Here is a 23,583-nt window from a genome sequence, read left to right as displayed (position 1 = left end):
CATTCTGTTGCGTCCGCGCACAGTGATTTTGCACGAGAATCCGGTGGGAACGGGCCGCGCGGCATATTGAGGCCCCGACCCGTTGTGCGCGACGGGAAACGGGCAGGTCCTGCGGCGCGGGTGTTCCTCACATCTTGAGAACTTCGGTGACCTCGACGCTGCCATCTTCCAGAATGGGGCAGCCCTTGGCCATATCCACCGCCGCCTCCAGCGACGCCGCCTCGACCAGTGAATAGCCCGACACCGGATTTGCGCCGCCATTGTCGGCCACGCCGTTGGCGGTCACGGTCTTCGAGGGGCCGCAGGGCCCGCCGCCGTCGGTCAAGGCCGCCCCCAGGCCGCCCATCCACTTTCCCCAGGCCGCCATGACCCGCGCGACCTCGGCTTCGGAGTCCGGGCGCTTTCCGCCGTGATATGTGAACAGATACTTTGCCATGTCTTGTTTCCCCTAAATGTGTTGCTTTGAAACGGTGCCAGTATCTCCCGATAATACGCTAAAATCGGCCAAAAGGCTTGTTCCGAATTGCACAAAGCGTCGTGTGGACTGTTCCATCGGCGGCACAGTCCGCAGGCTTTACCCGGCGCAACATGCCCGCAGATGTCGAAATGGTGTTCAAAGCAATACTTCCGGCCTAGGCTTGCCAAGGCATCCGGGGGAGGACCGAATGGTGGCGCGGACTATTATCGAAGAAGACCTGACGATTGAGGGCAACATCAAATCGCAGGATGGCAACGTGGATATCAAGGGCAGGGTGATCGGCGATGTGACCGCCCAGGCGGTTGTCGTGCAGGGGGGCGGCTCGGTGGACGGGGCGGTCTATGCCACCACGGTAACCCTTGAGGGAAAGCACACAGGCAGCTTGCAGTGTGATGATCTCAAGCTGGCCTCGTCGTCCCACGTGCAGGCCGATGTCGTGGCCAAGACCATGACGGTGGAAAGCGGCGCGCATGTGGTCGGAAAGGTTCACATCACCGGGGGGAGCTGACCGGACTTCCGGCAGCCCACGCTGCCCCTCGCCAGGCGGCGCGGGCTGGTCTATGACCGGCACATGACCCAGATTGATTCCCTATTTGTCACCCGTCTCTATCGCGCCCACCTGTCGGAACACGGCAAGCCCGTGGATCTGGCCGAGATGGAGGCGTCCTGTTATTCCATCGCCGAGGATGACGAGGCCGGCCAGGAGTGGTGCGAGGAAAACGACTATGTCGGTTACACCTCGTATGCCTCGCTGACCGACCTTGGCTGGCGCTTTCCGATCTTCAAGGATCTGGTCAAGGTGCTGGACAAACATGTCGCGGCCTTTGCCAAGGATCTGGCCTTTGATCTTGGCGCCAAGAAGCTGAAGCTCGACAGCCTCTGGATCAACATCCTGCCGCAGGGCGGGGTGCACACCTCGCACATCCACCCGCATTCGGTGATCAGCGGCACGACCTATGTGACCATGCCCCAGGGGGCCAGCGCCATCAAGTTCGAGGACCCGCGTCTTGCCATGATGATGGCCGCCCCGACGCGCAAGAAAAAGGCCGCGCCGGAGCTGCGCCAGTTCATCTATGTCGCCCCCGAAGCGGGTGAAGTGCTGCTGTGGGAAAGCTGGCTGCGCCACGAGGTGCCGCTGCACGTGGCCGAGGAAGAGCGGATCTCGGTCAGCTTCAACTACGGCTGGGTCTGACTTCCGGGCAGCACGACGGGCCCGGGCGCAGCAGGCATGTGCCGTTCCGGCGCGTGACGGGCCCCGACAGTCGGCGCGCGGTCGGCTGCAGTGGCGTCGACGCAGGTGGTCACGCGTTGCAGATCGTACAATTTCCAGCCGACTCTGCGCATATCAGCCAAAGACCCTTGCCATACGCCACATCCCCCTGTATGCGACCCCCTCATCATGGACTCCACCGGAATCAGGGTGACCCGTGCAAATCGGCATGGGGCCTACCGGTGATGTTGAAAGGAAGGGCGACATGAACGCCAAGGAACTGCATGACAAGACCCCGGACCAGCTCCGGGACGAGCTTGTCTCTCTGAAAAAAGAGGCCTTCAACCTGCGTTTCCAGCAGGCCACCGGTCAGATGGAAAACACCTCGCGCATGAAGATCGTGCGGCGTGACGTGGCACGGATCAAGACCGTGCTGAACCAAAAGGCCGCTAACGCGGCTTCGGCAGAATAAGGGAGGCCTGACAGATGCCCAAACGTATCCTGCAAGGCACCGTGACAAGCACTGCAAACGCCCAGACCGTCACCGTCTCGGTCGAGCGCCGCTTCAAGCACCCGGTTCTGCAAAAGACCATCCGTAAGTCCAAGAAGTACCGGGCTCACGACGAAGCTGAGAAGTTTCAGGTTGGCGACATGGTCCGCATCATCGAATGCGCGCCCAAGTCGAAGACAAAACGCTGGGAAGTCGTCGCCGAATAAGGCGCCGATCTTTCAGTTTGATCGAAACCATGGGGAGAAGGCTAACCAAGCCCCCCAAAGGTCAGGAGAAACCACATGATCCAGATGCAGACCAATCTGGATGTCGCTGACAACTCCGGCGCTCGCCGGGTGCAGTGCATCAAGGTTCTGGGTGGTTCCAAGCGTAAGTACGCATCCGTAGGCGACATCATTGTCGTCTCGGTCAAGGAAGCCATCCCGCGCGGTCGCGTGAAAAAAGGGGACGTCCGCAAGGCCGTCGTCGTACGCACCGCCAAAGAAGTCCGTCGTGAGGACGGCACCGCCATCCGTTTCGACCGCAACGCCGCCGTGATCCTGAACAACGCAGGTGAGCCGGTCGGTACCCGTATCTTCGGGCCGGTCGTGCGCGAGCTGCGTGCCAAGAACTTCATGAAGATCATCTCGCTTGCTCCGGAGGTGCTGTAATGGCTGCTAAACTCCGCAAAGGTGACAAGGTCATCGTTCTTGCCGGCAAGGACAAGGGCACCACAGGCACAATCACTGTTGTCGATCCCAAGGCTGGCAAGGCCGTGGTCGAGGGCGTGAACATGGCCGTGCGTCACACCAAGCAAAGCCAGACTTCGCAGGGCGGCCGCGTCCCCAAGGCGATGCCGATCCAGCTGAGCAACCTGTCTTTGGTAGATGCAAACGGCAAACCCACCCGCGTCGGCTTCAAGATCGAAGGCGACAAGAAGGTGCGTTTTGCCAAGACCACGGGGGACGTGATCGATGCTTGATACAGCAAACTATACCCCGCGCCTCAAGGCCCAGTTCAACGACACCATCAAGGCCGCTCTGAAAGAAGAGTTCGGCTATTCCAACATGATGATGGTGCCGCGTCTGGACAAGATCGTGCTGAACATCGGCTGTGGCGCAGAAGCCGTCCGTGACAGCAAGAAAGCCAAGTCGGCCCAGGATGACCTGACCACGATCGCCGGCCAGAAGGCCGTCGTGACCAAGGCCAAGAAATCCATTGCCGGTTTCCGGGTGCGCGAAGAGATGCCGCTCGGTGCCAAGGTGACTCTGCGCGGGGATCGTATGTACGAATTCCTCGACCGCCTGATCACCGTGGCGATGCCCCGCATCCGCGACTTCCGTGGCGTGTCGGGCAAGTCGTTTGATGGCCGCGGCAACTATGCCACCGGCCTCAAGGAACACATCGTCTTCCCGGAAATCAACTTTGACAAGGTTGATGAGAACTGGGGCATGGACATCGTGATCTGCACGACTGCCAAGACCGACGCAGAAGCCAAAGCGCTGTTGAAAGCTTTCAACATGCCGTTCAACAGCTGAGGGGAATCAGAACATGGCAAAGAAATCCATGATCGAGCGCGAAAAGAAGCGCCAGCGTCTGGTGGCCAAGTATGCTGCCAAGCGGGCTGAGCTGAAAGCCGCCGCCACCGACGAGTCCAAGCCGTTCGAGGAGCGCTTCAAGGCGCGTCTCAAACTGGCGGAACTGCCGCGCAACAGCTCGGCAACCCGTCTTCACAACCGCTGCCAGCTGACGGGGCGTCCGCACGCCTATTACCGCAAGCTGAAAATCAGCCGTATCATGCTGCGCGATCTTGGCTCCAAAGGCCAACTGCCCGGCATGGTCAAGTCAAGCTGGTAAGGAGGGCATAGAATGAACGATCCTATCGGCGATATGCTCACTCGGATCCGCAACGCTCAGATGCGTGGCAAATCCACCGTGATGACACCCGCCTCCAAGCTGCGCGCCTGGGTTCTCGACGTACTTGCGGACGAAGGTTATATCCGCGGCTACGAAAAAACCACCGGTGCCGACGGCCACCCGGCCATCGAAATCAGCCTCAAGTATTTTGACGGCGCCCCCGTCATCCGCGAGATCAAGCGTGTTTCCACGCCCGGTCGCCGCGTTTATCTGGGCGTTGAAGACATCCCCACGGTCCGCCAGGGTCTGGGTGTGTCGATTGTCAGCACGTCGCGTGGCGTGATGTCGGATGCACATGCACGCGCGGCCAATGTTGGCGGCGAAGTGCTTTGCACGGTGTTCTAAGGAGAACTGGTAATGTCTCGTATTGGGAAAAAACCGGTCGGCCTGCCTTCGGGCGTGTCCGCAACGCTCTCCGGTCAGACCATCGAAGTGAAGGGTTCCAAAGGAACCAAGAGCTTCACCGCAACCGACGACGTGACTTTGACCGTGGAGAATGACGAAATCACCGTCAGCCCCCGCGGCAAGTCCAAGCGCGCGCGCCAGCAGTGGGGCATGACTCGCACAGTGATTGCGAACATGGTTCACGGCGTGTCCGACGTCTTCAAGAAAGAGCTTGAAATCCGCGGCGTGGGTTACCGGGCGCAGCTTCAGGGCAAAGTCCTGAAACTGAACCTCGGCCTCAGCCATGATGTCAACTTTGAAATCCCTGATGGAGTGACGGTCACTGCACCGAAGCCGACCGAGATTATCGTGGAAGGTCACGATATTCAGCTGGTTGGACAGGTGGCCGCCAATATTCGCGACTGGCGCCGGCCCGAGCCTTACAAAGGCAAGGGTATCCGGTACAAGGGCGAATTTATCTTCCAGAAGGAAGGCAAGAAGAAGTAAGGACGCGCATTATGGCAAACAGCAAAAGAGATCTGTTCCTGAAGCGCCGTCTGCGCGTACGGAACAAACTGCGGGCAGTGAATGCAGGGCGCGTGCGCCTGTCGGTTCACCGCTCCAACAAGAACATCAGCGTTCAGCTGATCGACGATGTGAATGGCGTGACGCTGGCGTCGGCTTCTTCTCTCGAGAAGGATCTGGGCGTCGTCGGCAAGAACAACGTGGAGGCCGCCGCCAAGGTGGGCACCGCGATTGCCGAGCGTGCCAAGAAGGCCGGTGTGGAAGAAGCCTATTTCGACCGCGGCGGTTTCCTGTTCCACGGCAAGGTGAAGGCTCTGGCCGACGCTGCACGTGAAGCAGGTCTGAAGATCTAAACAAAGCGCAGGGGGCCTGTTCAGGGCCCCCTCGATGATCCGGGGGCCGGTGCCGCAGGGCCGGGCCCACCGAGGATCGAGAAAATCGGGTGCTTCCGGCACCACAGTACAAGGATGCCTCTACATGGCAGAACGTGAAAACCGTCGGGGTGGTGGCAACCGCCGTGACCGCGAAGAGTCCAACCCCGAATTCGCCGATCGTCTGGTTGCGATCAACCGGGTGTCCAAGACCGTAAAGGGTGGTAAGCGCTTTGGCTTCGCCGCTCTTGTCGTTGTGGGTGACCAGAAGGGCCGTGTCGGCTTTGGCAAAGGTAAAGCCAAGGAAGTTCCCGAAGCGATCCGCAAGGCGACCGAGCAGGCCAAGCGCAAGATGATGCGCGTGCCGCTGCGCGAAGGCCGCACGCTGCACCACGACATCGAGGGCCGTCACGGCGCCGGTAAGGTGGTCATGCGCACCGCGCCGCAGGGTACCGGTATCATCGCCGGTGGTCCGATGCGTGCCGTATTCGAGATGCTGGGCGTCCAGGACGTTGTCGCCAAGTCGATCGGTTCGCAGAACCCCTACAACATGATCCGCGCTACGCTCGACGGTCTGGGCAAGGAAACCAGCCCCCGTATGGTCGCACAGCGCCGTGGCAAGAAGGTCGGTGACATTCTTGGCCACAAGGAAGACGCCCCCGCTGCCGAGCCGGCAGAAGCGTAAGGAGCTGAGAACATGGCAAAAACCATCGTCGTCAAGCAGATCGGCTCGCCGATCCGCCGCCCCGAAAAGCAGCGCCAGACCCTGATTGGTCTGGGCCTGAACAAGATGCACAAGACCCGTGAACTTGAAGACACGCCTGCCGTGCGCGGCATGGTCAACAAGATCCCGCACCTGGTCACCATCATCGAAGAGCGCGGCTGAGGTCGCATCGGGCTGACGCCTGAGTGCACGCATTCTTGAACGCCCCTCGGGAAACCGGGGGGCGTTTTGCCGTGCGTCCGGCGCAACCCGTCCCACAGGGGACGTCCGGCACCAGACCACCCGAAAGGCGGCTGACGGTGCGGGCAGGGCGCTCTGACGATCCGAAAGTCCGTATCGCTTTTTGCACCGGTTTGCTGTCCCCTCGGGAGGCGCGCGAACCGTGAGGCGCGCACAACAGGAGGAGAAATCATGTCCAGTCCCTATACCGGTGGATGCGACCACGTGCACATCAAGGCGAACGCAGAGCCGATCGACAACCACGAGTGCCACTGCAATGTCTGCAAGGGCGTCACCGGCCAGCAGCACACCCATGTGGCGTTTTTCAAATACGGCGACGTCTCTGTCGATCATCCCGAGAAGATGAAGCGCCAGCCGTTCAATGCCGAGAATCCCAATGGCCCGCTGGAACTGTGCACCTGTGGTGAATGTGGCGCCGCGCTGATGCTTGACGACAAGGAAAAGCGGATTCGGGTCGCCGTGCCCAATGTCATGGGGTATGACGACGCCGCCTTCCCGGACGCGAGCTACCATGCGTTCTACGATGACTCCAAGGGCTACGCCAAACCTTCGGATGGCCGGCCGGTCTATGAAGGCCTGCGCCCGGATTTCAGCTGGCCCGCTTCGGCCTGAGCGCTGACAGCCTGCTCGGATGCGTCCCCCGAAATTCCGGGGGACGTTCTTGTTTGTGCCCGCCCGACAGCGAGGGGCCGGCCCCTCGCGCTCCCCGGAGTATTTGCCAAGAGAAGAAGCCGGGAGCGGAGAGGCTTGAACCCGGCCGGTTGTGGGTCTATACGCCCCCGGTGGTCCTGCGGGGCCGCGACTCATTCATCTGAAACGCCGTGTTTGCCCACTCCGTCGCTGGAGGGCAGTTCCGGCAAAGGAGAAGCGACATGAAACTGCATGAACTGCACGACAATCCCGGCGCAACCAAGCGCAAGAAGCGTATCGGCCGCGGCGCCGGCTCGGGCATGGGCAAGACCGGTGGCCGGGGTATCAAGGGTCAGAAATCCCGTTCCGGCGTGGCGATCAACGGCTACGAGGGCGGCCAGATGCCGCTCTACCAGCGTCTGCCCAAGCGCGGCTTCAACAAGCCGAACCGCAAGGCCTATGCCGTTGTCAACCTGGGCCTGATCGAGAAGTTCGTGCAGGCCGGCAAGATCGATGCCTCGGCGCAGATCACCGAAGAGGCGCTGATCGCTTCGGGTCTGGTGCGCCGCAAGCTGGACGGTGTCCGGGTTCTGGCCAAGGGCGTGTTCGGCACCAAGCTGGACCTCGCCGTGACCGGGGCTTCGAAGTCAGCGGTCGAGGCGGTCGAAAAGGCCGGCGGGTCGATCACGATCACCGCTCAGGCTAAAGCGGCCGAATAACCGGTTGTGAGCGGCCGCTGCGCCGCTTACATAAGCTTCAGGTTTTCCCCGACGCCGCCCGAGCCGTTAAACCGCTCCGGGCGGCGTTTGTCTGACAAGAGAGATTCCTCATGGCATCCGCAGTAGAACAAATGGCCGCGAACACGAGCTGGGCGGCTCTGGGCAAGGCGACGGATCTGCGCAACCGCATCATCTTTACGCTCGGTCTGCTCATCGTCTATCGTCTTGGCACCTACATCCCGGTTCCCGGCATCGACGGTGGCGCCCTGCGTGACTTTATGCAGCAGGCCCAGCAGGGTATCGGCGGCATCCTCACGATGTTCACCGGGGGCGCTCTGGGGCGGATGGGGATCTTTGCGCTGGGGATCATGCCGTATATCTCGGCCTCGATCATCATCCAGCTTCTGACCGCAATGGTGCCCTTCCTCGAGCAGCTCAAGAAAGAGGGCGAGCAGGGCCGCAAGAAGATCAACCAGTACACCCGCTATGGCACGGTGTTTCTGGCGACCTTCCAGGCTTATGGTCTGTCCGTGGGTCTTGAGTCCGGCAGTCTGGTGACCGATCCGGGCCTGTTCTTCCGCGCCTCCTGCGTGATCACGCTGGTGGGCGGCACGATGTTCCTGATGTGGCTGGGTGAGCAGATCACCGCGCGCGGCATCGGCAACGGCATTTCGCTGATCATCTTTGTCGGCATCATCGCCGAAGTTCCCGCGGCGCTGGCGCAGTTCTTCGCCTCCGGCCGGTCCGGCGCGATCAGCCCGGCGGTGATCATCGGCGTGATCGTCATGGTGGTTGCGGTGATCATGTTCGTGGTCTTCATGGAGCGCGCCCTGCGCAAGATCACCATCCAGTATCCCCGCCGTCAGGTGGGCATGAAGATGACCGAGGCGCAGAATTCGCACCTGCCGGTCAAGGTGAACCCGGCCGGGGTCATCCCGGCGATCTTTGCCAGCTCGCTGCTGCTGCTGCCGACCACCATCGCGACCTTCTCGCAGGCCGGGCAGACCGGGCCGATCATGTCGACGATCCTGGCCTACTTTGGTCCCGGTCAGCCGCTGTACCTGCTGTTCTTTGCGGCGATGATCGTGTTCTTTGCCTATTTCTACACCTTCAACGTCTCGTTCAAGCCCGACGAGGTGGCCGATAACCTGAAGAACCAGAACGGCTTTGTTCCCGGGATCCGTCCGGGCAAGAAGACCGCCGAGTATCTGGAATATGTGGTCAACCGGGTTCTGGTGCTGGGCGCCGCCTATCTTGCCGCGGTGTGCCTGCTGCCCGAGATCCTGCGCAATCAGTTCGCCATTCCGTTCTACTTTGGCGGCACCTCGGTCCTGATTGTTGTCAGCGTGACAATGGACACCATCCAGCAGGTGCAAAGCCATCTTCTGGCACATCAATACGAAGGTCTCATTCAAAAGTCGCAGCTGCGCGGCAAGAGTAAGGCCCGCAAAACCAGGGGGCCGTCGCGTCGATGAACATCATTCTTCTTGGACCGCCGGGTGCCGGCAAGGGCACCCAGGCGCGTATGCTTGTGGACGAACGCAACATGATCCAGCTCTCGACCGGCGACATGCTGCGCGAGGCCAAGGACAGCGGCACCGAAATGGGCCGCATCGTGGCGGACGTCATGGCGCGGGGCGAACTGGTCACCGACGAGATCGTGATCGGGCTGATCCGCGAAAAGCTCCAGGGCGATACCGGCGGCGGGCTGATCTTTGACGGCTTCCCGCGCACGCTGAAGCAGGCGGATGCTCTGGCCGAGCTGCTGGAGGAAAACGGTCAGACACTGGACAAGGTGATCGAGCTGCGGGTCAACGATGAGGCACTGGTCAGCCGCATCACCGCGCGTTCGACCTGTGCCAGTTGCGGCGAGGTCTACAACGATCTGACCAAGCCAATTCCGGCGGATGGGAAATGCGTCAACTGCGGCGGCACAGAATTCAAGCGCCGGGCGGATGACAATGCCGAGAGTCTCAAGAAGCGCCTGATGGAATACTACAAGCAGACCTCGCCACTGATCGGCTATTACTACGCCAAGGGGCAGCACTGCCGGGTCGATGGCCTGGGCGAGATGGACGAGGTCAAGGCCGCCATCGCGGAAAAGCTGCAGGGCTGACGGGCGCGTCGCGACCGGACCGGCGGGATTGCGGATCGGTGCCCCGTGGGGATTCGCCGCGGAATGCCAACCCGGGACACCGGGTCGGCGTCCCGGAGCCGGGTGACGGAACGGCGCGTGAGAAACGGGCTTGACGCTCCGCCGGAATCCCCATACCCACCCCTATCTCTTACAGAGAATCGCTTTTGCAGGCTCGAGCGCAGTGCCCTGCAAGAACACCTGATCAGCCGCAAGCCCGCAGGCAGTCGCCTCGGGCTTGATGTTGTGAAAAAAGGGTCTGGAACTACGGACCCGCAACGAAAAGGAAAGACACGTGGCACGTATCGCCGGCGTTAACATCCCGACCCACAAACGGGTCCCGATTGCCCTCACCTACATCACCGGAATTGGCCATGCTTCGGCAAAGGCCATCTGTGAAGCCGTAAACATCGACGCCGCGCGTCGTGTGAACGAACTCTCCGACGCCGAAGTGCTCGCCATCCGCGAACACATCGATTCGACCTACAGCGTCGAAGGCGACCTGCGTCGCGAGACCCAGATGAACATCAAGCGTCTGATGGACCTCGGCTGCTATCGTGGCCTGCGTCACCGCCGCAACCTGCCGGTGCGCGGTCAGCGGACCCACACCAACGCACGTACCCGCAAAGGCCCCGCAAAGGCCATTGCCGGCAAGAAGAAATAAGGGAGGGCTGACAACATGGCACGTGATACTCGTCGCGCAGGCAAGAAGAAGGTCTCCAAGAACATCGCCGCAGGTGTGGCGCATGTGAATTCTTCGTTCAACAACACCAAGATCCTGATCTCGGACGTGCAGGGCAACGCCATTGCATGGTCCTCGGCCGGAACCATGGGCTTCAAGGGGTCGCGCAAGTCGACTCCCTATGCAGCCCAGCTGGCCGCCGAAGACGCCGGCCGCAAGGCGCAGGAACATGGCGTCAAGACCATCGAAGTCGAAGTGCAGGGTCCCGGTTCGGGCCGTGAATCGGCACTGCGCGCTCTGGCGGCTGTCGGTTTCAACATCACCTCGATCCGTGATGTGACCCCGATGGCGCACAACGGCTGCCGCCCGCCAAAGCGCCGCCGGGTCTGATCCCACTTATTTTCGGTTGGGGCCGCGCCATTTGCGCACGGCCCCAATCCGTCATTTTAACCTCGGGCGTTTTTGTCTTTAGGACATGGGGCAGAAACTGGAATGGAGGGACGTATGATCCACAAGAACTGGGCTGAACTGATCAAGCCGACGCAGCTTGAAGTGAAGCCGGGCAACGATCCGACCCGCGTCGCGACCGTCATCGCGGAACCGCTCGAGCGCGGCTTTGGTCTGACCCTTGGCAACGCGCTGCGGCGCGTGCTTCTGTCTTCGCTGCAGGGGGCTGCCATCACCTCCGTGCAGATCGACAACGTGTTGCACGAATTTTCGTCTGTCGCCGGTGTGCGTGAAGACGTGACAGACATCGTCCTGAACCTCAAGGGGGTTTCCCTGCGCATGGAAGTCGAAGGGCCCAAGCGCCTGTCGATCAATGCCAAGGGCCCCGGCGTCGTGACTGCGGGCGACATCTCGGAATCCAACGGCATCGAGATCCTGAACAAGGAACACGTGATCTGCCACCTCGACGATGGTGCGGATCTGTTCATGGAACTGACCGTGAACACCGGCAAGGGTTATGTTTCGGCTGACAAGAACAAGCCGGAAGACGCCCCCATCGGCATGATTCCGATCGACGCGATCTATTCACCGGTCAAGAAGGTCGCCTATGACGTTCAGCCCACCCGCGAGGGCCAGGTCCTGGACTATGACAAGCTGACCATGAAGATCGAAACCGACGGGTCGCTGACGCCTGAGGATGCCGTGGCCTATGCCGCGCGGATCGTTCAGGACCAGCTGTCGATCTTCGTCAACTTTGACGAGCCGGAATCGGCCAACCGTCAGGACGATGACGACGGGCTCGAGTTCAACCCGCTTCTGCTCAAGAAAGTGGACGAGCTGGAACTGTCGGTGCGTTCGGCAAACTGCCTCAAGAACGACAACATCGTTTACATCGGCGATCTGATCCAGAAGACCGAAGCAGAGATGCTGCGCACGCCGAACTTTGGCCGCAAGTCGCTGAACGAGATCAAAGAGGTTCTGTCCGGCATGGGCCTGCACCTCGGCATGGATGTCGAGGACTGGCCGCCGGACAACATCGAAGACCTTGCCAAGAAGATGGAAGACACCTTCTGATCCTGGCTTGCCAAATTGCGCGGATGCCCTGAACGGGGCGTCTGCGTTTTCCGGAGCCTTCTGGTTCCAAACGACCCCGAACCGGGCACTTCCGCCCCAATGACGGGTGAGACACGCATCTCGCCCCGGACAAAGCATAGAGCCAACCAAGGCTTAAAGGAGATAGAAAATGCGTCACGCAAGAGGCTACCGCCGCCTGAACCGTACCCACGAGCACCGCAAGGCGCTGTGGGCCAACATGGCCGGCTCGCTCATTGAGCATGAACAGATCAAGACCACGCTGCCCAAGGCCAAGGAACTCAAGCGCGTGATCGAAAAGCTGGTGACCCTTGGCAAGCGTGGCGACCTGCACGCCCGCCGCCAGGCCAATGCCCAGCTCAAGCAGGACATGCACGTTGCCAAGCTGTTCGAAGTGCTTGGCCCGCGCTATGCCGAACGTCAGGGTGGCTATGTCCGCGTCCTGAAGGCCGGTTTCCGTTATGGTGACATGGCGCCGATGGCGATCATCGAGTTCGTCGAGCGTGATGTCGATGCAAAAGGCGCCGCCGACAAGGCCCGTCTGGCCGCCTACGAAGTGTCCGAAGACGCATAAGATCCCCCGGGATCGAAGAATTTGGGCCTCTGCCGGTTTCCCGGCGGAGGCCTTTTCGTTTGTGCGACCGGGGTCGGATCAAGTCATCTTCAGCGGTCGCACCAGGGTTTGCCAGCACGTGCCGAGGATTTGCACGCCTTGCAATCCCGGATGGCGGGGCGCATATCTGCGGTGACAAGGAGGCCGATGATGTTCCGTATCCTGATGATTTTGTTCAGTTTAGTCGCGACACAGCTTCCGGCTCAGGTGGAGCGCGTGCCGACGTCACAGGCTGAGATTTCCTTGACCTTCGCGCCGCTGGTGAAATCCGCCGCGCCCGCGGTGGTCAATATCTACGCCAGCCGGGTGGTCGAGACCCGCTCGCCCTTTCAGGACGACCCGGTCTTCGGGAACTTCTTCAGAGACTTCGGCGCCGGTCGGCCCCGGGTTCAGAATTCGCTGGGCTCGGGTGTGATCCTGTCTGACGACGGCTATGTGGTGTCGAACTATCACGTGGTCGGGCAGGCGACGGACATCCGGGTCGTGCTGAATGATCGGCGCGAGTATTCCGCCAGGGTTCTGCTTGGCGACGAAGAGAGCGACCTTGCCATCCTCCGGCTCGAGGGCGCCGAAAACATGCCGCATCTGACCTTGCGCGACAGCGACACCGTGGAAGTCGGTGAACTGGTGCTGGCCATCGGCAATCCCTTTGGGGTCGGGCAGACGGTGACCAGCGGCATCGTTTCGGGCCTTGCGCGGTCCGGCACCGCAACCGGCAACGCACGTGGCTATTTCATCCAGACCGATGCGCCGATCAACCCCGGCAATTCGGGCGGTGCGCTGATAGACGTGCAGGGGCGGCTGATCGGGGTCAACACCTCGATCCTGAGCCGTTCGGGCGGTTCGAACGGCATCGGCTTTGCGATACCCTCGGCGCTGATCGCGCAGTTCGTCGATCAGGCCCGTGGCGGCAAGGACCGGTTCGAACGGCCCTGGGCAGGCATGTCCGGACAGCCGGTGGATGCGGATCTTTCCGAAAGCCTCGGGCTGGTACAGCCCGGCGGCGTGGTGGTGACCGAACTGCATCCCCAAAGCCCCTTTGCCGCAGCCGGGATCGAGGTCGGAGACGTGATCACCGCGGTGGACGGGCAGGCGGTCAACACGCCGGCCGAGATGATCTATCGCATGTCGGTGCGGGGTTTGGGCGCCAAGTCCGAAGTCACGCGTGCGCGCGATGGCGCGTCGGCTACGGTGTCGATTGCGATGCTCGCCGCGCCCGAGTCCCCACCGCGCGAGTCTCGGGTTCTGGGCGCGCGCGATCTGTTGCCGGGTCTGCGGCTGGCCAACATCAATCCGGCGGTGATCGTCGAAACCGGCCTGCCGCTGGCGGCGAAGGGAGTTGTCGTTCTGGATCCGGGACCCTACGGCGCGCGGGTCGGGCTGCGTTTCGGCGATGTGCTGCGCGCGATCAACGGTCAGGAAATCGCCACATCGGGTCAGGTGCCCGCAGCGCTGCGCGCGGCCGGAGCGCGCGTGGTGCTGGAAATCCTGCGCGGCGGTCAGCCGGCGCGCCTGCGGTTCCGTGTCTGAGATGGCGGATCTGTTCGCAAGCACCGGCGTGCCTGACACCGCCCCGCGTCCACTGGCAGACAGGCTGCGGCCGCGCACACTGAGCGATGTGATCGGCCAGCAGAAGGTCATCGGCCCCGACGGGCCGCTGGGGGTGATGCTGGCCTCGAACTCCTTGGGGTCGCTGGTTTTCTGGGGACCGCCGGGCGTGGGCAAAACCACGATCGCGCGGTTGCTCGCGGATGAGACCGATCTGCATTTCGTGCAGATAAGCGCCATCTTCACCGGCGTCCCTGAACTGCGCAAGGTGTTCGACGCGGCCAAACACCGGCGACAGAACGGGCAGGGGACTTTGCTGTTCGTGGACGAAATCCACCGCTTCAACAAGGCGCAGCAGGACGGATTTCTGCCCCATATGGAGGACGGCACAATCCTGCTGGTCGGGGCCACCACCGAGAACCCGTCGTTTGAACTGAACGCCGCCTTGCTGAGCCGCAGTCAGGTGCTGGTGCTGGAGCGTCTGTCGTTGGCAGAACTGGAATTGCTTACGCAACGGGCCGAGGCGGAACTGGAGCGCGCGCTGCCGCTGAACGGGCCTGCCCGCGAGGCGCTGCTGGAGATGGCGGATGGCGACGGGCGCGCCCTGCTCAACCTGATCGAGCAGGTAGCCGCCTGGAAGGTCGAGGGAAAACTGGGCACCGATCAGCTGACCACCCGGCTGATGCGGCGGGCGGCGCAGCACGACAAGTCGGGTGAAAGCCACTACAACCTGATTTCGGCACTGCACAAATCCGTGCGGGGCTCGGACCCGGATGCGGCGCTTTACTGGTTTGCCCGGATGCTGGAGGGCGGCGAGGATCCGCGGTTCCTGGCGCGGCGCATCACCCGGATGGCGGTCGAGGATATCGGCCTGGCCGATCCGCAGGCGCAGGCGGTCTGCCTGCAGGGCTGGGAAACATATCAGCGACTGGGCAGCCCCGAAGGCGAACTGGCGCTGGCGCAGGCGGTGGTTTACCTCGCGCTGGCGCCGAAATCCAACGCGGTCTACGCTGCCTACAAAGCAGCGCGCCGCGCCGCCAAGACCACCGGATCGGTGCCGCCGCCGAAGCACATCCTGAATGCGCCCACGGCCCTGATGAAGGATCTGGGGTATTCCGACGGCTATGCCTATGATCACGACGCCGAAGATGCCTTTTCCGGGCAGGATTATTTCCCCGAAAGCATGGGCCGCACAGTGTTTTACGAGCCGGTGGAGCGTGGCTTTGAACGCGACCTGAAGAAACGGGTGGAGTATTTCAACAAGCTCAGGTCCAAGCGATAGGCCGGTGATTGCAGCGGTGCGGTCAGCGTCCCGGACCGCAAGCCGGTCGGCCTTGGCTTCGCTTGACATCCAGCAGTGCAGGCGCGATGCACCGCAGATGTTCTACACTTTGCTTCAGGTCGCGCTCGGGGGCGCTTTGGGTGCCGCGACGCGCTATCTGACGGGGCTCGCGACACTGCGCCTGATGGGTTCGGGCTTTCCCTGGGGCACGCTTGCGGTGAATGTCGTCGGGTCGTTCCTGATGGGGGCGGTGGTGGTGGCACTGGCGCAGACCGTCGGAAACCGCTATGCGCCCTTTTTGTTGACCGGAGTCCTCGGGGGCTTTACCACCTTTTCGGCGTTTTCGCTGGACGCGGTCAGCTTGTATGAACGCGGCGACGCGGGGCTGGCGGCGGGCTATGTGCTCGCCTCTGTGCTTTTGTCGCTGCTGGCACTTTTGGCGGGCCTCTGGGTCGCGCGGGGGATTTTCGCATGAGCCAGGTACAGACGCTCACGGTCGGGGACGATGACGGCGACCAGCGGCTTGACCGCTGGCTGCGGCGCAAGTTTCCGCATCTGGCGCAGACGCGGATCGAAAAGATGTGCCGCAAGGGCGAACTGCGGGTCGATGGCGGGCGCGTCAAGGCCAACACCCGGCTGGAAGTGGGCCAACAGGTCCGGGTGCCGCCACTGCCCGAACCCGGCCAGATCGAATCCGGACCCAAGACCGAGGTGACCGCTGCCGATGCGCGGATGATCCGCGACTGTGTGCTCTACCAGGACGACCACATCATCGCGCTGAACAAGCCGCCGGGCCTGCCGACCCAGGGCGGCAGCAAACAAAGCCGCCATGTCGACGGTCTGTCGGCGGCGCTGCAGTATGACTACGAGGACAAGCCGCGTCTGGTGCACCGGCTGGACAAGGACACGTCGGGTGTGCTGCTGCTGGCGCGCACCCGCGCGGCGGCACAGGCCCTGACCGCGTCGATGCGGCACAAGGAAACGCGCAAGATCTACTGGGCGCTGGTTGCCGGAGTCCCGACGCCCTATCTGGGCGAGATCAAGTATGGTCTGGTCAAGGCGGCGGGGCGCGGTGCCGGCGGCGAGGGCGAGAAGATGATCGCCCTGCATCCGCGAGATATCGATTCCACCCCCGGTGCCAAGCGCGCCTATACGATCTACGCGACTCTCTATCGCGTTGCCGGTCGTGCCTCCTGGGTGGCGATGGAGCCGCTGACCGGGCGCACCCATCAACTGCGCGCGCATATGGCCGAGATCGGTCATCCGATCATCGGCGACGGCAAATACGGCGGCTCGGGGCAAGAGAACCAGGGCGACGGCTGGGGTGCGCAACTGGGGGGGCTGATTTCGAAAAAACTGCACCTGCACGCGCGGATGCTGAGGTTCGAGCACCCCGAAACCCGCAAGGAAATCACGGTGACTGCGCCGTTGCCCGACCATATGGCGCACAGCTGGGACACGTTCGGCTGGACCGAAGACCTGGCCGCAGAAGATCCGTTCGAGGCAATCTGATGGCGGATCTGCGGCTTGTCGTTTTTGACGTCGACGGCACTCTGGTCGACAGTCAGGCGGATATTCTGGCCGCGATGGCTGCGGCATTCGGCGGTGCCGGCCTGCCCGTCCCGACACGGGAAGAGATCCTCGCCATCGTCGGACTGTCCCTGCCAGAGGCGATGACGGTGCTTGTTCCCGGCGTAGCCACGCCGCTGCGCCGCGAACTCGTTGCCGGATACAAGGCGGCCTACATGGACCTGCGTGCCGAAAACGGTGTCGAGGTGTCCTCGCCGCTGTATCCGCATGTCCGCAGTGTACTGGAGCAGATGCACGCCGTCCCTGAATTGTTGCTGGGCGTGGCCACCGGGAAATCCCGGCGCGGGCTGGACAAGTTGCTGGACGGCCATGCATTGCGGCACCTGTTTGTCACGCAGCAGGTGGCGGACAACCATCCCTCGAAACCGCATCCGGCGATGCTGCGCGCGGCGCTGTCGGAAACCGGCGTCGATGCGCATCGGGCGGTGATGATCGGCGACACAAGTTACGATATGGAAATGGCTCGGGCTGCCGGAATGCTGGCGGTCGGCGTCAGCTGGGGATATCACGACCGCGCGCGGCTGAAAGAGGCACATATCCTGCTGGAGGACATCCGCCTTCTGCCCGGCCTCTTGCAACAGATATGGGAGCAGATGGCATGAGCGAATGGGCTCCGAAACGGTTCTGGACCGCTGCCGACGTGGCGCAGGTTGCCGACGGCTATGGCGTCACGCTGGACGGGCGGCCGGTAAAGACGCCGGCCAAGGCTCCTTTGGTGGTGCCGACTCAGGCGCTGGCCGAGGCAGTGGCGGCGGAGTGGCGGGCGCAGGGCGACAAGATCGATCCGACCTCGATGCCATTTACCCGTGGTGCAAATGCAGCGATCGACAAGGTCCGGATCCAGCATGCCGAGGTTGCCGACATGCTGGCGGCATATGGCGACAGCGACCTTTTGTGTTACCGCGCGGAAAGCCCCGCCGAACTGGTCGCCCGGCAGGCCGCGGCGTGGGATCCGCTGCTGGAGTGGGCCGAGGCGGAATTCGGTGCGCGTCTGGAGGCGCGTGCCGGAGTCATGCACGTGGCGCAGGATCCGGCGGCGCTGAGGCCGCTGCGCGACGCGGTGCACAGGCTCGATGCCTTCGCGCTGGCGGCCTTTCATGATCTTGTGTCGCTCAGCGGGTCGCTGGTCCTGGGATTTGCGGCACTGCGTGGTCATGCCCCGGCCGAAGAGCTCTGGACCCTGTCGCGCATCGACGAGGACTGGCAGCAGGAACTCTGGGGTGGCGACGAAGAAGCCGAAGAGGTCGCCGCCCGAAAGAAAGCTGCGTTTCTTCAGGCACAAAAGTTTTTTTGTCTCTCGCAGACCCGGCCAGAGCGACTGGCTGAGTGCTAACGCAGGGGAAAGCGGGTCCGATCCGGCCATTTTCCCGGGTATGCCGCTTGACCTTCAATCCTGAATCCGCCCAAACTTGCTCTCACAAAGGCTGGGGAACGCTCGGCCTTGGTGGTTACGGTCCCCGGGGCCGTGCAAAAAACCGTTTCTAGAGGAAGCGGGGAAACAGGAAGAGGTTAACATGAAAAAAAGCGTAATTCTTGGCACACTGACCGTGGCCGGCCTCGCGGCTGGCGCTGCTGGTGCTGCCACGCTCGACGACGTCAAGGCTCGGGGTAAACTGAACTGCGGCGTGGTCACGGGACTCGTCGGATTCGGGGCACCGGATGCCAATGGCGAGTGGCAGGGTTTTGACGTCGGCGTCTGCCGCGCGATTGCTGCCGCTGTTCTGGGCGACCCGACTGCCGTCGAATTCATTCCGACAACGGCCAAGACGCGTTTCACGGCGCTGGCGTCCGGTGAAATTGATGTTCTGGCCCGCAACACGACCTGGACCTTCTCGCGCGATGTCGATCTCAAGTTCGATTTCGTCGGCGTCAACTACTATGATGGTCAGGGCTACATGGTTCCCAAGGCACTGGGCGTCAGCTCGGCCAAGGAACTGGACGGCGCGACCGTCTGCATCCAGACCGGCACCACGACCGAGCTCAACCTTGCCGACTACTTCCGCAAGAACAACATGAGCTATCAGCCGGTTCCGATCGAAACCAACGCCGAAGCGCAGCAGCAGTACCTTGCCGGTGCCTGTGACGTCTACACCACCGACGCTTCCGGCCTTGCCGCGACCCGTGCCGCGTTCGAGAATCCGGGCGATCACGTCGTTCTGCCCGAGATCATCTCGAAAGAGCCGCTTGGACCGCTTGTCCGCCACGGTGACAACGACTGGGGCGATGTCGTGCGCTGGACCTTCTACGCGCTGGTGGCCGCCGAAGAGTACGGCATCACCTCGGCGAACATCGAGGAACTGTCCGCCGGCACGGACAATCCGGAGATCAACCGGATCCTCGGCACCGAAGACAACCTTGGCGCGATGCTGGGGCTGGACGCAGGCTGGGCCAAGAACGCCATCGCAGCTGGCGGCAACTACGGTGAACTGTTCGAAAAGAACATCGGCGAGAACACTCCGATCGGCCTGTCGCGTGGTCTGAACGCGCAGTGGACCGACGGTGGTCTGATGTACGCACCGCCGTTCCGCTGATAGCGGACGGCATGGGGCGCGGGGAAATCCCCGCGCCCTTACTCCTGCCTGCCAGGACAACATAACCTTCGCGGCTCGTCAGACGGGATCAACCAGTCGGCGCAAAATGCCCGGGGACATCAGGGATGTCATTCATGACAACACTCAGCGACCCGCCCCGCGGTGCGTTTCGGCTGTCCATGCTGATCAACGATACGCGCTATCGGTCTTATACATTCCAGTTCATCGCCCTTGTGATCGTGATCGCCATCTTCGGCTATCTCGGGTCGAACCTGATGGCCAACCTCAGGGCCGCAGGGCTGAACATCAGCTACGGGTTCCTGGGCCAATCGTCGAATTACGACATCAACCAGACCCTGATTGAATACTCCAGTCGCTCGACCCACTGGCGCGCCGCGATGGTGGGGATTCTCAATACCATGCTGGTGGCGTTTCTGGCCTGCATCACCGCGACAATCATCGGCGTGCTTGCCGGGGTGCTGCGGCTGTCGCCGAACTGGATCGTGCGCAAGCTGATGGCGGGTTATGTCGAGGCGTTCCGCAATGTGCCGGTGCTGATCTGGATCATCATCATCTTTACCATCATGACCGCGGTCCTGCCCGCCCCCAACGCGTTCCGGGGCGACAATCCGACGGCCAGCATGCTGTTTGGCGCCTTTGCCTTTACCAACCGCGGTCTTTACCTGCCCGCTCCGGTCTGGGGACCGGGGTCGCTGATCGTCGCTCTTGTGTTCGTTGCGTCGATCATCGGCGTCTTTGTCTATCGCCGTTACGCGACGAAGCTGCTGTATGATACCGGCAAGCTGCTGCCGATGGGCTGGCCGTCGCTGGTCATCCTGTTCGTGCCGACACTGCTGGTGTTCTTTGTATTGGGGCGCCCGATCAGTCTGGATTATCCGGAACTCAAGGGGTTCAACTTTCAGGGCGGCATCCAGGTCCTGGGGTCGCTGATCGCGCTCTGGTGGGCGCTGGCCATCTATACCGGCGCTTTCATCGCCGAAAACGTCCGCGCCGGCATCCAGTCGGTCAGCAAGGGGCAGGCCGAGGCTGCGGCCTCGCTGGGGATGCGGCCGAATCGAATCATGAACCTCGTGGTGCTGCCGCAGGCGTTGCGGGTGATCATTCCGCCACTGATTTCCAACTACCTCAACATCACCAAGAACTCGTCCCTGGCAATTGTGGTCGGCTACATGGACATCACCGGTACCCTGGGTGGCATCACCCTGAACCAGACCGGCCGGGCAATCGAGGCGATCCTGCTGCTGATGCTGTTCTACCTGCTGATCAGCCTTGCGATTTCCGGGCTGATGAACGTCTACAACAACGCCGTCCGGCTGAAGGAGCGCTGATATGTCCGACACTCACCAGCAATCCATCGGCTATGTCCGTGATTCGATGCTGCCGGAAACCGCGCCGCCCCTGGGCGAGGCGGGGGCGATCAAATGGGCGCGGGCGAACCTGTTTTCCTCTGTCGCCAACGGAATCCTGACGCTTGTGGCGCTGTTCACCATCTACCTGCTGATCTCTGCGGTTCTGCCCTGGATCCTGAACGGTATCTGGGAAGCGCCCTCCATTCGGGCCTGCCGTGAAATCCTGGATGGCGCAACCGGCGGCTGCTTTGCCGTCCTTACCGAACGCTGGAACCAGCTTCTGTTCGGCTTCAAATACCCCAGCGACATCTACTGGCGCCCGACACTGGCATTCGTGCTGCTGTTCGTGGCCATTGCACCGGTGCTGTTTCGCAAGGTGTTCCCGGCGCAGATGCTGGTCTTTACCGCGCTTTATCCCTTTGTGGCGTACTACCTGATCTGGGGCGGGTCGATCCTGATCCCGATCTTCGCCCTGTTGGGCTTTGTCGTCGGTTACCTGGTCTACAGCCGCTTCGTCGCCCAGAGCTTTGCTGCCGGTTTCTTTGGCGGCATCGTGGCGGCACTGCTGTTCTGGTACGTCACCGGCTTCTTGCCGGTCGAGGGCATCCTTGCCCTGGAGGAAGTGCCAAGCCGCGACATGGGCGGCTTCATGCTGAACCTGATCCTGGGCACGGTCTGTGTGTCGCTGTCGATTCCCTTCGGCATCGCGCTGGCACTGGGGCGGCAATCGGATATGCCGATCATCAAATGGATCTGCGTCGTCTTCATCGAGTTCATCCGTGGCGTGCCGCTGATCACCCTGCTGTTTGTCGCCAACGTGGTGCTGGCCTACTTCCTGCCGCCGGGCACCAATTTTGACCTGATCCTGCGGGTGATCATCATGATCACCATGTTCGCCTCGGCCTATATCGCCGAGGTGATCCGGGGCGGACTCGCCGCGCTTCCGAACGGTCAGTACGAGGCCGGTGATTCGCTGGGGCTGGACTATGCGCAAAAGATGCGGCTGATCATCCTGCCGCAGGCGCTGAAGATCTCGATCCCGGGCATCGTCAACGTCGCCGTCGGTCTGTTCAAGGATACGACGCTGGTGTCGGTGATTTCGATGTTCGATCTGGTCGGCATGATCCGGGGCCCGATTCTGGCCTCGACCGAATGGAACGGCGTCTACTGGGAGCTGCTGAGCTTTGCCGCGCTGCTGTTCTTTGTCGTCTGCTATGGCATCTCGCAATATTCACAATGGTTGGAGCGCGAGCTTCAGACCGATCATCGTTAAGGAGCTGGCACATGGCTGAAGCTGCGCAATTGAATGTCTCTGACGAGGTCGCCGTCTCGATCGAGAACATGAACAAATGGTACGGCACATTTCACGTGCTGCGTGACATTGACCTGACGGTGTACCGGGGCGAACGGATCGTGATTGCCGGCCCCTCGGGGTCGGGAAAATCGACGCTGATCCGGTGCATCAACGCCCTGGAGGAGCATCAGAAGGGACGCATCACCGTCGACGGCACGGTGCTGTCCTCGGATCTCAAGAACATCGACCGGATCCGGTCCGAAGTCGGCATGGTGTTCCAGCACTTCAACCTGTTCCCGCATCTCACGATTCTGGAAAACTGCACTCTGGCGCCGATCTGGGTGCGCAAGACACCCAAGAAGGAAGCCGAGGAATTGGCGATGCACTTCCTCACCAAGGTGAAGATCCCGGACCAGGCCAACAAGTATCCCGGCCAGCTCTCAGGCGGTCAGCAGCAGCGGGTGGCGATTGCCCGGTCCCTGTGCATGCAGCCGCGCATCATGCTGTTCGACGAGCCGACCTCGGCGCTGGATCCCGAGATGATCAAGGAAGTGCTCGACACCATGGTGCAGCTGGCCGAAGAGGGCATGACCATGCTCTGTGTCACCCACGAGATGGGTTTTGCGCGCCAGGTGGCGAACCGGGTGATCTTTATGGATGCGGGCCAGATCGTCGAGCAGAACGAGCCCGAGGAATTCTTCCTCAACCCGCAGCACGAGCGGACCAAGCTGTTCCTGAGCCAGATTCTCGGCCACTGAGGGCAGGCGGGGCAGGGGGTTGTCCCCAGCCCTGGCGCGACGGCTGTGCTAGACCGACATCAACTCGCGCGGGATCACGAAGTCCCGCGCGTTTCCCGTTCCGGGGCTCAGCTGCGACCAGTCGGAAATGTCGAAATCGACGATCAGCGTGGCGCCGGTCGGATAATCCCGGAAACGCACATGTGCCGGGCGGATGTTGACCAGGGTGTTGGCCAGGGACGCGATGCCGGGGTTGTGCCCGATGACAAGCAGTGACCGGCCGGTGCCGCTGCGGAGAACGTTCAGCAGGGTGTCGGGACTGGCGTGGTACAGATCCCTTTCGAACCGCACCGGGGCGCTCAGCTTCAGCAATGTCAGTGTCTGCCGAGTGCGGCACGAGGTCGAACACAGCACGTCGTCCGGCAGGTAACTTTCAGCCCGCAGCCAATCCCCGAGAATACGCGCGCTTGCCTCTCCTCGGGCATTCAGCGGTCGGGCGTGGTCGTCTGCATCCAGAGACCAATCGGATTTGGCGTGACGCATGAGGATAAGGCGCATGGGGTTGTGTTCCTTGG

Annotated in this window: 33 protein-coding genes; 31 read left to right on the top strand and 2 right to left on the bottom strand. The window is 62.0% G+C overall.

What is annotated here, in order from left to right; genetic code table 11:
- Nucleotides 1–127 precede the first annotated feature (127 nt).
- Nucleotides 128–436 carry a YciI family protein gene (locus tag FOY53_RS18990; RefSeq protein ID WP_146591825.1) on the bottom strand — a complete coding sequence of 103 codons (309 nt, stop codon included), beginning with the start codon at nt 434–436 and terminating at the stop codon, nt 128–130.
- A gap of 232 nt (nt 437–668) precedes the next feature.
- Here FOY53_RS18990 and FOY53_RS18985 point away from each other — a divergent pair, with 232 nt between their 5' ends.
- The 31 genes from FOY53_RS18985 to FOY53_RS18835 all read left to right on the top strand — a co-directional run bounded on the left by FOY53_RS18985 (nt 669) and on the right by FOY53_RS18835 (nt 23,029).
- Nucleotides 669–986, top strand: coding sequence for a bactofilin family protein (locus FOY53_RS18985; protein ID WP_146591823.1), 318 nt, complete (start codon nt 669–671; stop codon nt 984–986).
- Nucleotides 987–1,049: 63 nt separating this feature from the next.
- Complete coding sequence (locus tag FOY53_RS18980; protein ID WP_146591821.1) at nt 1,050–1,670, top strand: TIGR02466 family protein; 621 nt, start codon at nt 1,050–1,052, stop codon at nt 1,668–1,670.
- Nucleotides 1,671–1,953: 283 nt separating this feature from the next.
- Entirely contained in the window at nt 1,954–2,160 is a 207-nt protein-coding gene (gene rpmC / locus FOY53_RS18975) for a 50S ribosomal protein L29 (protein WP_146591819.1), read from the top strand.
- A gap of 14 nt (nt 2,161–2,174) precedes the next feature.
- Nucleotides 2,175–2,405, top strand: a complete 231-nt coding sequence (gene rpsQ, locus FOY53_RS18970; RefSeq protein ID WP_146591817.1) for a 30S ribosomal protein S17 — start codon at nt 2,175–2,177, stop codon at nt 2,403–2,405.
- A 75-nt stretch (nt 2,406–2,480) separates the two neighbouring features.
- Nucleotides 2,481–2,849 carry a 50S ribosomal protein L14 gene (gene rplN / locus FOY53_RS18965; RefSeq protein ID WP_007427594.1) on the top strand — a complete coding sequence of 123 codons (369 nt, stop codon included), beginning with the start codon at nt 2,481–2,483 and terminating at the stop codon, nt 2,847–2,849.
- Nucleotides 2,849–3,160 (top strand): 50S ribosomal protein L24, encoded by a 312-nt coding sequence (gene rplX, locus FOY53_RS18960; protein ID WP_146591815.1) that lies wholly within the window; start codon nt 2,849–2,851, stop codon nt 3,158–3,160. Before rplN ends, rplX begins: the two co-directional genes overlap by 1 nt.
- Nucleotides 3,153–3,716 carry a 50S ribosomal protein L5 gene (gene rplE, locus FOY53_RS18955; RefSeq protein WP_146591813.1) on the top strand — a complete coding sequence of 188 codons (564 nt, stop codon included), beginning with the start codon at nt 3,153–3,155 and terminating at the stop codon, nt 3,714–3,716. Before rplX ends, rplE begins: the two co-directional genes overlap by 8 nt.
- Nucleotides 3,717–3,729: 13 nt before the next feature.
- On the top strand, nt 3,730–4,035 hold the full coding sequence (rpsN, locus tag FOY53_RS18950) for a 30S ribosomal protein S14 (RefSeq protein WP_146591811.1): 306 nt from the start codon (nt 3,730–3,732) through the stop codon (nt 4,033–4,035).
- A 12-nt stretch (nt 4,036–4,047) separates the two neighbouring features.
- The gene (gene rpsH, locus FOY53_RS18945; RefSeq protein WP_146591809.1) at nt 4,048–4,440 is read left to right on the top strand and encodes a 30S ribosomal protein S8; all 393 of its coding nucleotides are present in this window, start codon (nt 4,048–4,050) and stop codon (nt 4,438–4,440) included.
- 12 nt (nt 4,441–4,452) lie between these two features.
- A complete protein-coding gene (gene rplF, locus FOY53_RS18940) occupies nt 4,453–4,986 on the top strand; it encodes a 50S ribosomal protein L6 (protein ID WP_146591807.1) in 534 nt (177 codons plus the stop codon).
- Between the two features lie 11 nt (nt 4,987–4,997).
- Nucleotides 4,998–5,357, top strand: coding sequence for a 50S ribosomal protein L18 (gene rplR / locus FOY53_RS18935; protein ID WP_146591805.1), 360 nt, complete (start codon nt 4,998–5,000; stop codon nt 5,355–5,357).
- 124 nt (nt 5,358–5,481) lie between these two features.
- A complete protein-coding gene (gene rpsE, locus FOY53_RS18930) occupies nt 5,482–6,060 on the top strand; it encodes a 30S ribosomal protein S5 (protein WP_146591803.1) in 579 nt (192 codons plus the stop codon).
- 12 nt (nt 6,061–6,072) lie between these two features.
- On the top strand, nt 6,073–6,261 hold the full coding sequence (gene rpmD / locus FOY53_RS18925; RefSeq protein WP_146591801.1) for a 50S ribosomal protein L30: 189 nt from the start codon (nt 6,073–6,075) through the stop codon (nt 6,259–6,261).
- Between the two features lie 249 nt (nt 6,262–6,510).
- Nucleotides 6,511–6,951 (top strand): GFA family protein, encoded by a 441-nt coding sequence (locus FOY53_RS18920; protein WP_146591789.1) that lies wholly within the window; start codon nt 6,511–6,513, stop codon nt 6,949–6,951.
- A 260-nt stretch (nt 6,952–7,211) separates the two neighbouring features.
- Entirely contained in the window at nt 7,212–7,688 is a 477-nt protein-coding gene (gene rplO, locus FOY53_RS18915) for a 50S ribosomal protein L15 (protein WP_146591786.1), read from the top strand.
- 110 nt (nt 7,689–7,798) lie between these two features.
- Nucleotides 7,799–9,163 (top strand): preprotein translocase subunit SecY, encoded by a 1,365-nt coding sequence (gene secY / locus FOY53_RS18910; RefSeq protein ID WP_146591784.1) that lies wholly within the window; start codon nt 7,799–7,801, stop codon nt 9,161–9,163.
- The gene (locus FOY53_RS18905; RefSeq protein ID WP_146591781.1) at nt 9,160–9,804 is read left to right on the top strand and encodes an adenylate kinase; all 645 of its coding nucleotides are present in this window, start codon (nt 9,160–9,162) and stop codon (nt 9,802–9,804) included. The genes secY and FOY53_RS18905 overlap by 4 nt, the downstream gene beginning before the upstream one ends.
- A gap of 313 nt (nt 9,805–10,117) precedes the next feature.
- Nucleotides 10,118–10,486, top strand: coding sequence for a 30S ribosomal protein S13 (gene rpsM / locus FOY53_RS18900; protein ID WP_146591779.1), 369 nt, complete (start codon nt 10,118–10,120; stop codon nt 10,484–10,486).
- Between the two features lie 15 nt (nt 10,487–10,501).
- Nucleotides 10,502–10,894 carry a 30S ribosomal protein S11 gene (rpsK, locus tag FOY53_RS18895; protein ID WP_146591777.1) on the top strand — a complete coding sequence of 131 codons (393 nt, stop codon included), beginning with the start codon at nt 10,502–10,504 and terminating at the stop codon, nt 10,892–10,894.
- Nucleotides 10,895–11,008: 114 nt separating this feature from the next.
- Nucleotides 11,009–12,025: a DNA-directed RNA polymerase subunit alpha gene (locus FOY53_RS18890; protein ID WP_146591775.1), complete on the top strand. Its 1,017-nt coding sequence runs from the start codon at nt 11,009–11,011 to the stop codon at nt 12,023–12,025.
- A 169-nt stretch (nt 12,026–12,194) separates the two neighbouring features.
- Nucleotides 12,195–12,617: a 50S ribosomal protein L17 gene (rplQ, locus tag FOY53_RS18885; RefSeq protein WP_146591773.1), complete on the top strand. Its 423-nt coding sequence runs from the start codon at nt 12,195–12,197 to the stop codon at nt 12,615–12,617.
- A 189-nt stretch (nt 12,618–12,806) separates the two neighbouring features.
- Complete coding sequence (locus FOY53_RS18880) at nt 12,807–14,186, top strand: trypsin-like peptidase domain-containing protein (RefSeq protein ID WP_146591771.1); 1,380 nt, start codon at nt 12,807–12,809, stop codon at nt 14,184–14,186.
- Between the two features lies 1 nt (nt 14,187).
- A complete protein-coding gene (locus FOY53_RS18875) occupies nt 14,188–15,486 on the top strand; it encodes a replication-associated recombination protein A (protein ID WP_146591769.1) in 1,299 nt (432 codons plus the stop codon).
- 97 nt (nt 15,487–15,583) lie between these two features.
- Nucleotides 15,584–15,961 (top strand): fluoride efflux transporter CrcB, encoded by a 378-nt coding sequence (gene crcB, locus FOY53_RS18870; RefSeq protein WP_146591767.1) that lies wholly within the window; start codon nt 15,584–15,586, stop codon nt 15,959–15,961.
- On the top strand, nt 15,958–16,998 hold the full coding sequence (locus FOY53_RS18865; protein ID WP_146591764.1) for an RluA family pseudouridine synthase: 1,041 nt from the start codon (nt 15,958–15,960) through the stop codon (nt 16,996–16,998). The genes crcB and FOY53_RS18865 overlap by 4 nt, the downstream gene beginning before the upstream one ends.
- Nucleotides 16,998–17,678 (top strand): HAD-IA family hydrolase, encoded by a 681-nt coding sequence (locus tag FOY53_RS18860; protein ID WP_146591762.1) that lies wholly within the window; start codon nt 16,998–17,000, stop codon nt 17,676–17,678. Before FOY53_RS18865 ends, FOY53_RS18860 begins: the two co-directional genes overlap by 1 nt.
- Nucleotides 17,675–18,409, top strand: a complete 735-nt coding sequence (locus FOY53_RS18855) for an ATP12 family chaperone protein (RefSeq protein ID WP_146591760.1) — start codon at nt 17,675–17,677, stop codon at nt 18,407–18,409. Before FOY53_RS18860 ends, FOY53_RS18855 begins: the two co-directional genes overlap by 4 nt.
- Nucleotides 18,410–18,590: 181 nt before the next feature.
- Entirely contained in the window at nt 18,591–19,607 is a 1,017-nt protein-coding gene (locus FOY53_RS18850; RefSeq protein ID WP_146591758.1) for an amino acid ABC transporter substrate-binding protein, read from the top strand.
- Between the two features lie 134 nt (nt 19,608–19,741).
- Nucleotides 19,742–20,956, top strand: coding sequence for an amino acid ABC transporter permease (locus FOY53_RS18845; RefSeq protein ID WP_146591756.1), 1,215 nt, complete (start codon nt 19,742–19,744; stop codon nt 20,954–20,956).
- A 1-nt stretch (nt 20,957) separates the two neighbouring features.
- A complete protein-coding gene (locus FOY53_RS18840) occupies nt 20,958–22,250 on the top strand; it encodes an amino acid ABC transporter permease (RefSeq protein WP_146591753.1) in 1,293 nt (430 codons plus the stop codon).
- 11 nt (nt 22,251–22,261) lie between these two features.
- Nucleotides 22,262–23,029, top strand: coding sequence for an amino acid ABC transporter ATP-binding protein (locus FOY53_RS18835; RefSeq protein WP_146591751.1), 768 nt, complete (start codon nt 22,262–22,264; stop codon nt 23,027–23,029).
- Between the two features lie 48 nt (nt 23,030–23,077).
- Here FOY53_RS18835 and FOY53_RS18830 read toward each other — a convergent pair whose 3' ends face one another.
- A complete protein-coding gene (locus FOY53_RS18830) occupies nt 23,078–23,566 on the bottom strand; it encodes a SixA phosphatase family protein (protein WP_246107470.1) in 489 nt (162 codons plus the stop codon).
- Nucleotides 23,567–23,583 lie beyond the last annotated feature (17 nt).

Source organism: Puniceibacterium confluentis (assembly GCF_007923445.1).
Lineage (GTDB): Bacteria > Pseudomonadota > Alphaproteobacteria > Rhodobacterales > Rhodobacteraceae > Puniceibacterium > Puniceibacterium confluentis.
This window is presented reverse-complemented; position numbering and strand designations above follow the sequence as displayed.